Source organism: Limnohabitans sp. JirII-31 (assembly GCF_002778315.1).
GTDB lineage: Bacteria > Pseudomonadota > Gammaproteobacteria > Burkholderiales > Burkholderiaceae_C > Limnohabitans.
On sequence record NZ_NESA01000006.1, the window covers coordinates 73,113 to 86,921 of the forward strand.

Annotated in this window: 13 protein-coding genes; 2 read left to right on the forward strand and 11 right to left on the reverse strand. The window is 53.3% G+C overall.

The genetic code is table 11. From position 1 onward, the window contains the following. Positions 1-2: 2 nt before the first annotated feature. The 11 genes from fabZ to rpsB all read right to left on the reverse strand — a co-directional run bounded on the left by fabZ (position 3) and on the right by rpsB (position 10,842). Positions 3-440, reverse strand: a complete 438-nt coding sequence (fabZ, locus tag B9Z41_RS09185) for a 3-hydroxyacyl-ACP dehydratase FabZ (protein ID WP_100146889.1) — start codon at positions 438-440, stop codon at positions 3-5. Between the two features lie 2 nt (positions 441-442). After that, the gene (gene lpxD / locus B9Z41_RS09190; RefSeq protein WP_100146769.1) at positions 443-1,426 is read right to left on the reverse strand and encodes a UDP-3-O-(3-hydroxymyristoyl)glucosamine N-acyltransferase; all 984 of its coding nucleotides are present in this window, start codon (positions 1,424-1,426) and stop codon (positions 443-445) included. Positions 1,427-1,432: 6 nt separating this feature from the next. Next, positions 1,433-1,939 carry an OmpH family outer membrane protein gene (locus B9Z41_RS09195; protein WP_100146770.1) on the reverse strand — a complete coding sequence of 169 codons (507 nt, stop codon included), beginning with the start codon at positions 1,937-1,939 and terminating at the stop codon, positions 1,433-1,435. After that, positions 1,939-4,245, reverse strand: coding sequence for an outer membrane protein assembly factor BamA (gene bamA, locus B9Z41_RS09200; RefSeq protein ID WP_100146771.1), 2,307 nt, complete (start codon positions 4,243-4,245; stop codon positions 1,939-1,941). The genes B9Z41_RS09195 and bamA overlap by 1 nt, the downstream gene beginning before the upstream one ends. Before the next feature lie 40 nt (positions 4,246-4,285). Then, positions 4,286-5,668: an RIP metalloprotease RseP gene (gene rseP / locus B9Z41_RS09205; RefSeq protein WP_369823313.1), complete on the reverse strand. Its 1,383-nt coding sequence runs from the start codon at positions 5,666-5,668 to the stop codon at positions 4,286-4,288. Then, positions 5,665-6,879, reverse strand: a complete 1,215-nt coding sequence (gene ispC, locus B9Z41_RS09210; protein ID WP_100146773.1) for a 1-deoxy-D-xylulose-5-phosphate reductoisomerase — start codon at positions 6,877-6,879, stop codon at positions 5,665-5,667. The genes rseP and ispC overlap by 4 nt, the downstream gene beginning before the upstream one ends. Beyond that, entirely contained in the window at positions 6,879-7,715 is an 837-nt protein-coding gene (locus B9Z41_RS09215) for a phosphatidate cytidylyltransferase (protein ID WP_100146774.1), read from the reverse strand. The genes ispC and B9Z41_RS09215 overlap by 1 nt, the downstream gene beginning before the upstream one ends. A 7-nt stretch (positions 7,716-7,722) precedes the next feature. Beyond that, the gene (gene frr, locus B9Z41_RS09220; protein WP_100146775.1) at positions 7,723-8,283 is read right to left on the reverse strand and encodes a ribosome recycling factor; all 561 of its coding nucleotides are present in this window, start codon (positions 8,281-8,283) and stop codon (positions 7,723-7,725) included. A gap of 46 nt (positions 8,284-8,329) precedes the next feature. Continuing rightward, complete coding sequence (pyrH, locus tag B9Z41_RS09225; protein ID WP_100146776.1) at positions 8,330-9,052, reverse strand: UMP kinase; 723 nt, start codon at positions 9,050-9,052, stop codon at positions 8,330-8,332. A 77-nt stretch (positions 9,053-9,129) separates the two neighbouring features. Beyond that, positions 9,130-10,020 carry a translation elongation factor Ts gene (gene tsf, locus B9Z41_RS09230; RefSeq protein WP_100146777.1) on the reverse strand — a complete coding sequence of 297 codons (891 nt, stop codon included), beginning with the start codon at positions 10,018-10,020 and terminating at the stop codon, positions 9,130-9,132. A gap of 81 nt (positions 10,021-10,101) precedes the next feature. After that, positions 10,102-10,842, reverse strand: coding sequence for a 30S ribosomal protein S2 (gene rpsB / locus B9Z41_RS09235; protein ID WP_100146778.1), 741 nt, complete (start codon positions 10,840-10,842; stop codon positions 10,102-10,104). 211 nt (positions 10,843-11,053) lie between these two features. On the opposite strand from rpsB, the gene B9Z41_RS09240 reads away from it, so the two are divergent. Then, on the forward strand, positions 11,054-12,310 hold the full coding sequence (locus B9Z41_RS09240; protein ID WP_100146779.1) for a D-amino acid dehydrogenase: 1,257 nt from the start codon (positions 11,054-11,056) through the stop codon (positions 12,308-12,310). Then, entirely contained in the window at positions 12,307-13,806 is a 1,500-nt protein-coding gene (locus B9Z41_RS09245) for an NAD(P)H-hydrate dehydratase (RefSeq protein ID WP_100146780.1), read from the forward strand. The genes B9Z41_RS09240 and B9Z41_RS09245 overlap by 4 nt, the downstream gene beginning before the upstream one ends. Positions 13,807-13,809: the final 3 nt, after the last annotated feature.

Below are 13,809 nucleotides of genomic sequence, written 5' to 3' on the forward strand. Positions count from 1 at the left end.
GATCAGGCAATGGTGCGCATGGTGCACATCAACTCGGCTTCGGTGGCAATTTCATCCCCCACTTTGGCTCGGGCTTTGAATTTGAAAATGCCAGCTTTCATGCGGTCCAGCTCAACTTCCAAAATCAGCTGGTCGCCTGGCTCAACTGGTCGTTTGAAACGCGCACCATCGATGCCAGCGAAGTAGTACACCGTTTTGTCATCTGGGGTCACGCCCACGGCATCAAATGCCAGCAAAGCGGCTGCTTGGGCCAAGGCCTCCAGCATCAACACACCCGGCATCACAGGGCGATGCGGAAAGTGACCGGTGAAATACGGTTCGTTGATTGAGACATTCTTGAGCGCCTTGATGCGTTTACCTTTTTCGATCTCCAACACGCGGTCAACCAGCAAGATGGGATAGCGGTGCGGCAATTGCTTCAGGATTTGATGGATGTCCATGCTCATTTTTTTTGACTTTCTAAAGCTGATTCAAGAGATTTGATGCGGTCACGCAAACGGTGCAGTTGACGCAAGGTGGCAGCATTTTTTTCCCACGAGGCATTGTCGTCGATGGGAAACACGCCGCTGTACTGTCCAGGCTGACGAATTGAACGCATCACGACCGATGCAGCAGAAATATGCACACCATCGGCCAACTCCAAATGCCCCAACACCACGGCTCCACCACCGACCGTGCAGTGAGCGCCGATGCGTGCGCTACCTGCCACGCCTGCGCAACCAGCCATGGCCGTGTGTGCGCCAATGTGAACGTTATGGCCTATTTGCACCAAGTTATCGAGCTTCACACCATCTTCAATCACGGTGTCATCTAGAGCGCCACGGTCAATGCAGGTATTGGCACCGATCTCGACATCGTTGCCAATGTGCACTGCACCGAGTTGTTCAATTTTTTCCCAGCGCCCTTCAAACAGCGCAAAACCGAACCCATCTGCACCGATGACAACACCAGCATGCACGATGCAGCGTTGCCCCAAGACGCAATCTTCACCCACAGTCACACCAGACTTGAGCCAAGTGTGCGCACCAATACGTGCACCGCGTTCAATCACACACAAAGGACCAATGCGTGCGCTGGCGTCAACGTGTGCAAAGGGATGAATCACGGCGCTTGGATGAACCATCGGCTCATCGTGCTGCTGATGCTGAGCACGCCACAACTGCGTCAAACGTGCAAAGTAGTGGTAGGGGTTGTCGGTCACGATGCAGGCACCACGTGCTTGCGCCAGTGTCGCCATCATGGGCGACACAATCACGCAAGCTGCCTGAGACGTCGTGAGTTGAGATTGGTATTTGGGATTACTTAGAAAACTCAAGGCATCGGCATGCGCAGTGTCAAGCGGTGCGAGTTTTTGAATCCATTGCTCGGGGTTTCCATGCAGCTGGCCCCCAAGACTTTCAACGATTTGGCCGAGACGCAGTGCCACGGCAGATTACTTGGTCGAATTGATGACCTTGAGCACTTTGTCAGTGATGTCGTGCTTAGGGCTGATATAGACCGCCTCTTGCAAAACGAGGTCGTATTTTTCGGCTTCAGCCACTTGCTTGATCACGCGGTTGGTGCGCTCAAGAACCAGTTGGAACTCTTCGTTTTTGCGCGCATTGAGTTCTTCTTGAAATTCACGACGCTTGCGTTGAAAGTCGCGGTCTTGCTCGCCCAATTGCTTTTGTCGGCTCAAGCGCTGTGACTCTGACAAAGTGGGGGCTTCACGTTCGAACTTTTCAACAGCAGATTTCAAGGCAGCACCCGCATCATTGAGTTCTTTGTCGCGCTTGGAGAACTCTTGCTCTAATTTCTGCTGTGCCTGCTTGGCCGTGTTGGCTTCTTTGAAAATACGGTCTGTATTGATAAAGCCAATACGAATTTCGTCAGCATAGGCAGTCAAGCTGACCACGCCCACCATCAACGCCAAAGAAAGTTGGCTAAAAAACTTTTTCATCAGAAAGATGTCCCGATTTGGAATTGCAATCTTTGAATTCTATCGCCAGTGAAGGTTCTGGCGGGTAAGGCCCAGGCAAAGCGCAGAGGCCCCATGGGAGAGACCCAACTCAGCCCCACGCCATATGAACTACGAAGTTGGTTCAACTGAACTTTGTCGAACTCACCAAACACGTTACCCATGTCATAGAAGCCATAGAGCCTCAGACTTCTGTCGTTACCCGCACCTGGGAATGGCATCAAAAACTCACTGTTGAGGGTGATTTTTTTGGTACCACCCGACACAATGCCGTAGACGTCACGAGGGCCCAGGGTGCCTTGCTCAAAGCCACGCACGGAGCCTAAACCACCCGAGAAGTAGTTCTTGAAAACTGGGAAGCTTTGCCCTTGCAAGCCTTTACCAACGCCTAAATCGGCATTGAATGCAAATGTGTATTGCTTGCTGAGTGCGAAGTACTGTTGGTATTGACCACCGATCTTGGCGTAGCGCGTGTCGCCTGCTGCCCCCACTTCGGTGTTGGCTCGAATCAACTTACCCGTCGATGGATTCAGGTAACTGTCACGACCATCTCTCGCCCAGCCCAAAGTCACAGGCACAGTTTTGGTGGTGTACCCGTGGTTGTATGCGTACACCAGCCAAGAGGCTGGCAAATTGGTGCCGGGAATAATTTCGGTCTGTTCGAGCGATGTACCTACGAAAACGCGGTCCAGCTCACTAAATGGAACGCCAAAACGGATGCCAAGGCCAGAAGTCACAAGTCGGTAATCTCCGCCCTGCTCCACGTAAGGTTTGCTCGACCGATGGTAGTAATCAAAGGTGCGCGACACACCGTCTTGGGTGAAGTACGGATCGGTTGTACTGATCACGTAGTACTGGTTGTACTTGCTGGTGCTGACTTGGAGTCCTAAGTTTTGGCCCGAACCAAAAACGTTTTCCTGCTGAATGCCAAAAGAAAAGGTGACCTTTTCAGCACTCGAAAACCCAGCGCCCAGTGTGAGCATGCCTGTGGGCTTTTCCGTCACATTGACATTCAAGTCCACCTGATCTTGTGAAGCGGCAACTTCTTGGGTATCTATATCAACCTCTTTGAAGTAGCCCAAGCGATTGATGCGGTCGCGTGACAAGCGGATGCGCTCGCCGTCATACCAAGATGACTCCATCTGGCGGAACTCACGGCGCACAATTTCATCTCGGGTTCGGTTATTCCCCAGAATGTTGATACGCCTCACATAGGCACGACGTGACGGATCTGCCACCAAGACCAGCTTGACGCGATTGGTCGCTCGGTCAATCTCAGGTCGCACATCGGTGCGGGCAAACGCAAACCCGAAGTTGCCAAAGTATTCATTGAAGGCTTTGGTGGTTTTGGCGACATCGTCTGCGTTGTAGGGTTGACCTGCTTTGATTTCAATCAATGACTTGAAGTCGTCATCTTTGCCCAGGTAATACCCCTCCAGAGCCACCTCAGACACCACGAAACGGTCACCCTCTGTGATGCTGATGGTGATGCTGATGTCTTGCTTGTTAGGTGAAATGGCCACTTGCGTGGAATCAATTCGAAACTCCAAATAACCGCGAGACATGTACCAAGCACGCAAAGTTTCCAGGTCAGCATTCAGTTTGGCACGCGAATAGCGATCTGACTTGGTGTACCAGCTCAGCCAATTGCCCGTACTTTGGTCAAACTGATCAAGCAGTGTGGATTCACTGAAGGTTTTGCTACCAACGACTCGGATTTCTTTGATTTTGGCCAGATCGCCTTCCACGACGGTGAAAGACAAATTGACCCGGTTACGGTCGCTCGGCGTCACGGTGGTGATCACCTCAGCACCGTACAGACTGCGGCTGACGTACTGACGCTTGAGTTCTTGCTCTGCACGATCAGCCAACGCTTTGTCGAAAGGCCGTCCTTCGGCCAAGCCGATGTCGCGCAAAGCTTTACGCAATATGTCTTTGTCAAACTCTTTTGTGCCAATGAACTCCACCGCAGCGATGTTCGGACGCTCTTCCACAATCAGCACCAACACATCACCCGTGACTTCAATGCGAACGTCCTTGAAGAGCCCCAGGGCAAACAAACTGCGAATGGCAGCAGCGCCCTTGTCGTCGGTGTAATCATCCCCAACGCGGAAAGGAATAGATGCAAAGATCGTCCCAGGCTCCACACGCTGTAAGCCCTCGACACGGATGTCGCGAACTGTGAAAGGATCGACGGCCCAAGCATTGAAAGCCAGCGCAGTGCCCGCCAACAAAGCAGCAGCATAAGACAGCGGAGCGCGGGTGAAACTGATAGGTTGCTTGTTCATGAAGAGAAAACTTCAGGGTCTGGGTGAATGATGAAGGAGCTTAACTGAGCCAGCCCAGACGGACCAAATCATTGAAGAGAGAAAAAAACATGAGTGCCACTAACATCAACAAACCCAAGCGTTGTAAAACGTCGAGCCACTGTGCTGCGGGGGGACGGCCGGTCAAAGCCTCATAAAGATAATACAACAGGTGCCCCCCGTCGAGGACGGGCAAAGGCATCAGATTGAGCACCCCAAGACTGATGCTGATCAAGGCCAAATACGACAAATACGCAGACAAGCCGATACTGGCTGAGCGTCCCGCGTAATCAGCCATTGACAAAGGCCCACTCAGATTATCGAGTGAAGCACTGCCAACGACCATGCGCCCCACCATGTCCAACGTCAGTCCGATCACTTCCGACGTGCGTACAAATGCACGGCTTACGCCATCGATGAACCCAGCTTGCACCCAAACACGCGCGGGTGGCTCGCCCACATACGCACCGATACGCCCGACATAGCGGTCCTTGTCCCACACGCGCTCAGGCGTGACCTCTACCATCAGCTCACCTTGGTGAGGTCGTCGAATCGCCCATACTTGAAGAGGCACAGGGCCACGCTCGCCAGCGGCACGCACCCATGCGCGCAGCATGGCAGCGTCTTCCATGCGGTGTCCATCAATGTGCAACACCACATCGCCGCGTTGCAAACCGGCACGCTGCGCTGCACTCCCCTCCTGTACGTTACCGATAACAGCAGGGCTCCAGAGCTGTCCTAGCCCATAGACAGACAAGCCTGATAGATCTTGCGCGTTCTCGGCTATCGAAGCAGGAGCCAGCAATGACACGGTATGAATGCGATGGTTGTGTGCTGACTCAACTTCCAACACCAATGGCTCATGGAGGGTGTCTTCTTGCAGGGCCCACCAACGCAAGGCCTCCATAGATTCGACCTCGTGCAAGGTCGCTTCAGACAAACCGACACGCAGTACCAAATCGCCACCGCGCAAACCCACGGACTCGGCCACAGAACCCAAGGCAGGCGACGCCAGTAGCGGTTTTGACTCATACTGCCCTAACCAAAAAGTCGCGGCATACAACACCACCGCGAGCAACAGGTTGGCCGAGGGTCCTGCTGAGACGATGGCTGCACGTCGCCATAAGCTCTGACGGTTCAGGGCCATGGAGACATCACCGGGAGCAACGACTTCCTCGTTTTCATCCAACATCTTGACGTAGCCGCCCAAGGGAATGAGACAAATCATGAACTCGGTACTCTGTCCAGGGAAAGGACGGCGAGCGCGCCATCTCAGCAAGGGTCGACCAAAACCCACAGAAAACGTGAGCACTTTGACCCCGCAGGCCACAGCCATTCTGTAATGCCCCCATTCATGTACGGCAACCAACAAACCCAAAGTGCCGAGAAAGACCAACACGGTCATGGCAATGCAAATTTTTGAACGAGCGTTTCAGCTGTGACGCGAGCTTGTGCATCGAGCGCTAATAAATCCATCAAGTCGTGTGGTGGCGAAGGCTGTAATTGATCGATACAGGCCACATTAAGATGATGGATTTGGTCAAATCGGATGCGACGATCCAAGAATGCAGCCACAGCAACCTCATTGGCCGCATTCAAAATTGCAGTGGTGCCTGAGGGACCACGCAAGGCGTCCCACGCCAAGCGCAAACCAGCGAACCGCTCGGGATGGCCATGGTCGTTCAATGCCTCAAACGTCATCGCTGACAGCGTGTGGAAATCCAGCGCTTGAGCCCCCGAAGCAATGCGCTCAGGCCAACTCAAACCATAAGCGATAGGACCTCGCATATCCGGAGTCCCCAACTGCGCAACCACCGAAGCGTCGCGGTATTGCACCATCGAATGAATAACGCTTTGCGGATGTATCACGACATCAATCCGCTCTGGCGGCAAGCCAAACAAATAACGCGCCTCAATGACCTCCAAGGCTTTGTTCATCATCGTGGCTGAATCCACTGAAATCTTTCGCCCCATGACCCAATTGGGATGAGCGCAAGCTTCCTCAGGCGTGACGTCTTTGAGGGTCTTCACATCGCGGGTGCGAAACGGGCCACCCGACGCCGTCAAAATGATTTTTTCGACGCGTGAATCCCACGTGTGAGGATCTTCAGGCAAGGATTGAAAAATCGCAGAGTGCTCGCTGTCGATAGGCAACAAAGTGGCACCACCGCGTTTGACAGCAGACAAAAAGACTTCACCTCCAACGACCAAAGCCTCTTTGTTGGCCAGCAACAAACGCTTACCGCTTCGTGCAGCAGCCAAACAAGGTGCCAATCCAGCAGCGCCAACGATGGCCGCCATCACGGCATCAACCTCGGGATGTGAGGCCACGTCTTCAAGTGCTTGCGCACCGGTACGCACCTGCACATCCAAGCCTTGCGCGTGCACTTTGTCTTGGAGTGAGCGTGCGGCCTGCGCGTGCGCCATCACGACAACCTGGGGTTTGAATTGCACGCACTGTTGCAGCATCAAGTCCACTTGAGAGGCACCCGTTAAAGCAAAGACTTGGAATCGATCTGGGTGACGTGCGACCACGTCCAGAGTATTGGTGCCAATGGAGCCCGTTGAGCCCAATACGGTGAGCTTTTGCGGCTTGAGTCGGTCCAATGCGTTCATCACAGTGACTGCATCAGCATGAGGGCAATCGGCAAGGTAGGCAGCAAGGCATCCACCCGATCCAACACCCCTCCGTGTCCGGGCAATAACTGGCTGCTGTCTTTCATACCGGCACTGCGTTTGACCAAAGACTCTACCAAATCCCCCATCACACTCATTGCCACTAAAAATAAAGTGGCCAACAGCAAGAATGGCCAACCACGCGCTTGTAAGTGCGTGAATAAACTCTGGCTATCCATGGGGTATTGGGTATCGAGCCAGATCCAAACCAAGGCCATCAGAAGCACCCCGGCCATCCCACCCCACACACCTTCCCAACTTTTACCGGGACTGATGTGGATCGCCAACTTACGACGACCAAAGGCACGCCCAAAAAAGTAAGCAGCTATATCGGCCATCCAAACAATCAGCAGCAAAGACAGCAAAAAGTTGGTACCCATAACCTTGGCTTGGTACAGAGCAAGCCAAGTCGCCCACAAGGCCAACAAACCAACGATCAAACGCAACATACGCGGAATGCGAGGCCATGCCTCAACCCCGCCACGAATCAACGCTCCGCCCCCCAACACCCACAAACCACCAGCAATCGGCCAGACCCAGACGGGGGGGTGGTAAGCCCAATGCGCGGCCCAAGTCAAAAAGCAAGCGAACAAACAAACCGCGGCGCATCGCAATGCACCGCGCATGCCCAAACCATTCAAACGGCCCCACTCCCAAGCACCGGCAGCAATCAACACCAAGGTGAAGGTGGCAAGCGGTTCCGCCGTGGAAGCCAGAAGTGCTGGCAACAAAAGCGCCAACAACACAAGTGCCGTGATGATGCGTTGCTTGAGCATGGGGTGCTTAGACCGCCATGATTTCTTGTTCTTTGCTGGCGATCACTTTGTCAATGTCAGCAATGTGTTTGTCGGTCACTTTTTGAATGTCTGCTTCCGCACGTTTTTGATCGTCTTCTGATGCCAATTTATCTTTGACCAATTTCTTAACGGACTCATTGGCGTCGCGACGCAGGTTACGTACCGCAACTTTGGCGTTTTCACCTTCAGAGCGAACCACCTTGGTCAACTCTTTGCGACGCTCTTCAGACATCGGTGGCATGGGCACGCGAATGAGCTCACCCATTGACGAGGGATTCAAACCTAGGTCGCTGTCGCGAATGGCTTTTTCAATCTTGGCAGACATGCTTTTCTCCCAAGGCTGAACGCTGATGGTGCGCGCATCAAGCAAGGACACGTTGGCCACTTGACTGATTGGCACCATCGAACCGTAGTAATCAACTTGCACAGCATCCAGCAAAGCTGGACTGGCGCGACCCGTACGGATTTTCGTCAGGCTACTGCTGAAAGACGCAATGGACTGATCCATCTTGGTTTCGATATTTTTCTTGATGTCAGCAATCGTCATGTGTTCCTCCTGAATCTAGGCGTGAAAAGTCTCAAAAACCGTGGGCTCAAGCGTGCACAAGCGTGCCTTCATCCTCACCCAAGACCACGCGTTTGAGCGCACCATTTTTAAAAATTGAAAAGACTTTCACTGGTAATTTTTGATCGCGACACAACGCAAATGCCGTGGCATCCATGATGCCAAGGTTTTGGCTGATGGCATCGTCAAAACTCAGCTCGCTGTAGCGAGTTGCTGTCGGGTCTTTTTTGGGATCAGCGGTATACACACCGTCCACTTTGGTAGCCTTGAGCACCATTTCAGCCCCAATTTCAGCGCCACGCAAAGCTGCTGCTGTGTCAGTGGTGAAAAATGGGTTGCCTGTACCCGCCGCAAAAATAACAACTTTACCTTCCTCAAGGTATTGCAGCGCTTTGGGACGGACATAAGGCTCGACCACTTGGTCAATGGCAATCGCTGACATGACCCGTGCCGTCAAACCAGCCTTGTTCATGGTGTCTGCCAAAGCCAATGAATTCATCACCGTGGCCAACATACCCATGTAATCTGCCGTTGCACGGTCCATACCGACGGCACCACCGGCAACACCGCGAAAGATGTTGCCGCCACCAATCACGATGGCGACCTCAACCCCGAGACGAATGACCTCAGACACTTCATCCACGATGCGCACAATCGTGGCCCGGTTGATACCAAATGCATCGTCCCCCATCAAAGCTTCGCCGGACAGCTTGAGCAAAATACGCTTGTGGGCTGGCTGGACTGATGTCATGAGAAAACTCCTTGGTCTATCTTGATGGGGGTGCGAGGTTGACGTCAAAAGGGGAGCCGATGCTCCCCTTTTTGTGATTAGGCCGACTGCTTGGCCGCGGCGACTTGAGCCGCCACTTCGGCAGCAAAGTCGTCTACCTTTTTCTCAATGCCCTCGCCCACCACATACAAAGTAAATGCTTTGACGTTGGTGTTCGCAGCTTTGAGCATTTGCTCAACGGTTTGCTTGTCGTTTTTGACAAAAGGCTGATTGAACAAAGACACCTCTTTGAGGTATTTCTGCACAGAGCCTTCAATCATTTTGCTGGCGATGTCAGCTGGCTTGCCAGACTCCGCAGCTTTGGCTGTGGCGACTGAGCGCTCTTTCTCAATCAACTCAGCAGGCACATCGGCACTGGTCAAAGCCACTGGTTTCATCGCAGCCACATGCATGGCAACGTCTTTGGCAGCAGTCATGTCACCATCAAACTCCACAACCACACCAATGCGTGTGCCGTGCAGGTAAGAAGCCACTTGAGCACCTTCGAAACGCTTGAAACGACGGAAGCTCATGTTCTCGCCGATCTTGCCAATCAAGCCCTTGCGCACATCTTCTAGCGTAGGGCCAAAACCATCTTGGCTGTAAGACAAAGCACCCAAGGCCTCTAAAGAGGCGGGGTTGTGCTCAACAATCAACTTGGCTGCTGCTTGGGCCAACGCCAAGAAGCTGTCATTTTTAGTCACAAAGTCTGTTTCGCAATTCACTTCAAGCAACGAACCTTTGTTGCCGTCAATGAAGCTGGCGATCACGCCTTCTGCAGTGATACGACTTGCGGCCTTGCCTGCTTTGCTGCCAAGTTTAACGCGCAGCAGTTCTTCAGCTTTGGCCATGTCACCATCGGCTTCAGTCAAGGCCTTTTTGCACTCCATCATGGGGGCATCTGTTTTGGCGCGTAGTTCAGCGACCATGCTTGCAGTAATAGCTGCCATATGTTTCTCCGTCTTCAGTTCAATTCAATCAGGGTGTGAAAAAGGGGCTGCACGAGCCCCTTCTCAAAGTTGGGGAGTCGCTTACGCAGCGACTTCAACGAATTCGTCACCAGCTTCGGCAACTGCCTTGACCACGTCATTGACAGCGTTGGCACGACCTTCAAGGATCGCGTCAGCGATACCGCGGGCGTACAAGGTCACGGCTTTGGAAGAGTCATCGTTACCTGGAATCACATAATCGATGCCTTCAGGCGAGTGGTTAGAGTCCACCACACCAATCAAAGGAATCCCAAGCTTTTTGGCTTCTGCGATCGCAATTTTGTGATAGCCCACGTCGATGACAAAAATGGCATCCGGCAAAGTTGCCATATCTTGAATACCACCGATATCCTTTTCGAGCTTCTCGATCTCGCGCTTGAACATCAGCTGTTCTTTTTTCGACAGCGCGTCCAAACCAGCTTCTTGCTGCGTTTTCATGTCTTTCAAACGCTTGATAGAGGTTTTGACAGTTTTGAAGTTGGTCAACATACCACCCAACCAACGTTGGTCGACAAAGGGAACACCAGCACGTTGCGCTTCAGCAGCAACGATTTCGCGCGACTGACGCTTGGTACCCACCATCAAAATGGTGCCACGGTTGGCAGCCAGTTGCTTGACGAACTTGGCTGCATCTTGAAACATCGGAAGCGATTTTTCAAGGTTGATAATGTGAATTTTGTTGCGATGCCCAAAAATGAACGGCGCCATTTTGGGGTTCCAGAAGCGAGTTTGGTGACCAAAGTGGACGCCGGCTTCGAGCATTTCGCGCATAGTGACTGACATGTGATTACTCCAAAGGTTGAGTCTAAAATTCAGCCCGTCATCGCCGCTAATTTTCATTTGAAAATCTTTGGCAACACCTTGAGTGGGCTGATTTGCGAGTGATGTTTTAACAAGTCTCCCCAACAAGGAGACACTTACAAAACCCAATGATTCTAGCACAGCAAGCCCCCCAGCACTCCCAGGTACGACCACGCATCGCGAGGCATAGTGCATGAAAGTCGCAGTGATTGGGGCTGGTGTTATAGGGGTGACAACAGCGTACGAACTGGCGGCCCAGGGCCATGATGTCAGCGTCTATGAACGCAGCAGTTCATCAGCCGAAGGCTGCAGCTTTGCCAATGCAGGCGTTATTTCTCCGGGGTATGTAACACCGTGGGCAAAACCAGGGATGACCCTGCATATCTTGAAACATTTGTGGAGGGCTCACAGCCCCGTCCGCTTGTCGCACCCGAGCTGGGACGAAGTCAAGTGGCTGTGGCGATGGTGGCGTGCCTGTGACGAGAACACCTTTATCCAAAATCGAGCGCATTTATTACGCCTATCAACCTACAGCCATCAAAGGCTGCAGCGCTTGACGGAGCGTCTTCACATAGAGCACGACCGAACACCAGGTTATATGGTGTTGTTGCGCGGCGAACAGGAGCACCAAATGGTGCAACCGTCGCTAAAAATCATGCGTGACGCAGGCTTGAGCTTTAAAACCTTGAGCGCATCAGAAGCACGCAGCATCGAACCAGCGTTGAACCCCGACACGCCCCTGGCCTATGCCTTGCATTTTCCCAACGATGAAGTAGGGAACTGCCGCCAATTCACCTTGCTGCTGAAAAACATTGCGGAATCTAAGGGTGTGAAATTTCATTTCAATGCAAGCGTACAAGCGCTTTCTCCCAGTGAGCCGCGTCGAATCCGAATCGGCACAGCAGATCCAGGCATCGTGTTCGATGAGGTTGTGGTGTGCGCCGGTTTGGGCAGCGCGCGTCTTTTGGCACCTGTGGGCCTGCATATTCCATTGGCAGCTGTTCACGGTTATTCTGTGAGTGCATCTGTGCGCGAACCGCTGGATGCCCCTCGCAGCGGCGTCATGGATGAACGCTATAAAGTTGCGATTTCAAGACTTGGACAGAGAGTGCGCGTTTCAGGAAGTGCGGAAATTGGTGGAAATGCTCGCCAGCACCACGCAGCCAGCGTCAAGACGCTCTATCGGGTGCTGGACGACTGGTTTCCCGGCGCAGCGCGCACACAAGACAGTGTGCAAGTATGGAAAGGTTCTCGTCCCATGTTGCCTGATGGACCACCTGTCATAGGACCTAGTGGTATTCCTGGTATTTGGTTGAATTTAGGCCACGGATCCAGCGGTTGGGCACTGTCGTGTGGCAGCGCAAAGGCACTGGCAGACAGCATGTCAAGACTGACGCCAGAAATTGACCTTGAAGGTCTTGGCATTGAGCGATTGAAGCCGCAGAGATGACACGTCCTACAGTGACTGTTTGTCCCCTCACGGCGTATCAAGCATGGCCGCTGTATGACACATTGAGCACGCAACACATTGAGGCCGAACTCAAGACGGCTTTACCTGAGCACACCTTGATGGAACGCGCAGGTCTTGCGACAGCACAATTGGCATTGGCCATTGCACCGCACGCACAAAGAATTTGGATCGCTTGCGGCCCAGGCAACAACGGCGGCGATGGGCTTGAAGCTGCGATTCGCCTCCAGCATTGGGGCAAACAAGTGGTGGTCACTTGGCTAGGAAACAAGCAAAACACGCCAAGTGACGCCCAAAGAGCTGGACAGCGAGCTATCAAAGCAGGCATAACTTTTGCAGAAGATCCACCAGAAACTTTTGATTTGGCCATAGACGCCTTGCTGGGATTAGGTGTGAACAGAGCGCCGGATGGCACCATCGCCAATTGGCTCCACACCATGCAAACCAGCAATGTCCCCGTTTTGTGTATAGATCTGCCCACCGGCTTGTGCGCAGACACGGGGGAATGGCTTCGCAGCGACAACACACATCAAAGCACATCACCACGTCATACCTTGAGCTTACTCACCCTCAAACCGGGTCTTTTCACGGCCGACGGGCGAGACGCCGCAGGCCAAGTTTGGTTTGACGATTTGGTATCCACTCCAACTGACAAAACAGTTCATTCAACACCGCCTGTTGCGTACCTTCAAGTCTCAGTCCACCCGAGCACACAGCGCCCACACAACAGCCATAAAGGCAGTTTCGGGGAACTCATCGTGATGGGTGGAGCATCTGGCATGACAGGTGCGGCCGTGTTGGCAGGCGTGGCGGCACTGCATGGAGGTGCTGGTCGCGTGTATTTGGGCTTGCTGGATGCAGCCTCACGATCCAGCGTGACAGCTCAGCATCCGGCCTTGATGGTTCGCGCGGTGGACACGCTGGAACCAAAAACAGCATGTGTCGTTTGTGGCTGCGGCGCAGGAGATGACGTACGCGCCATCTTGCCAAAGGTGTTGAGCACAGCCGCACAATTGGTGTTGGACGCAGATGCATTGAATGCCATTGCGAGCGATGCATCGCTCTTGCAACTAGTGAGGAATCGAACACAAAACAGGCGTCCCACCGTGCTCACGCCACATCCACGGGAGGCCGCCCGATTGCTCAAATGCAGCACGCTCGACATACAAAACAACCGCCTGCATTCCGCTCAGCAACTCGCAGAGTTGACCGGTGCTGTAGTCGTTCTCAAAGGCTCCGGCACAGTGATTGCCTGCTCAGGGATGACGCCTGTGATCAACCACACAGGGAGTGCTTTACTAGCGACAGCAGGAACGGGCGACGTCCTTGCCGGTTTCATTGGGGCCAAAATGGCACAAGGACAAAGCGCGTTTGAAGCTGCTTGCCATGGCGCACATGCACACGGGCTGATCGCAGACACTTGGCCAACAACAGGCCCAGCGTTGGATGCTGCCTTATTGGCAGCATCCATTCGCTAACCG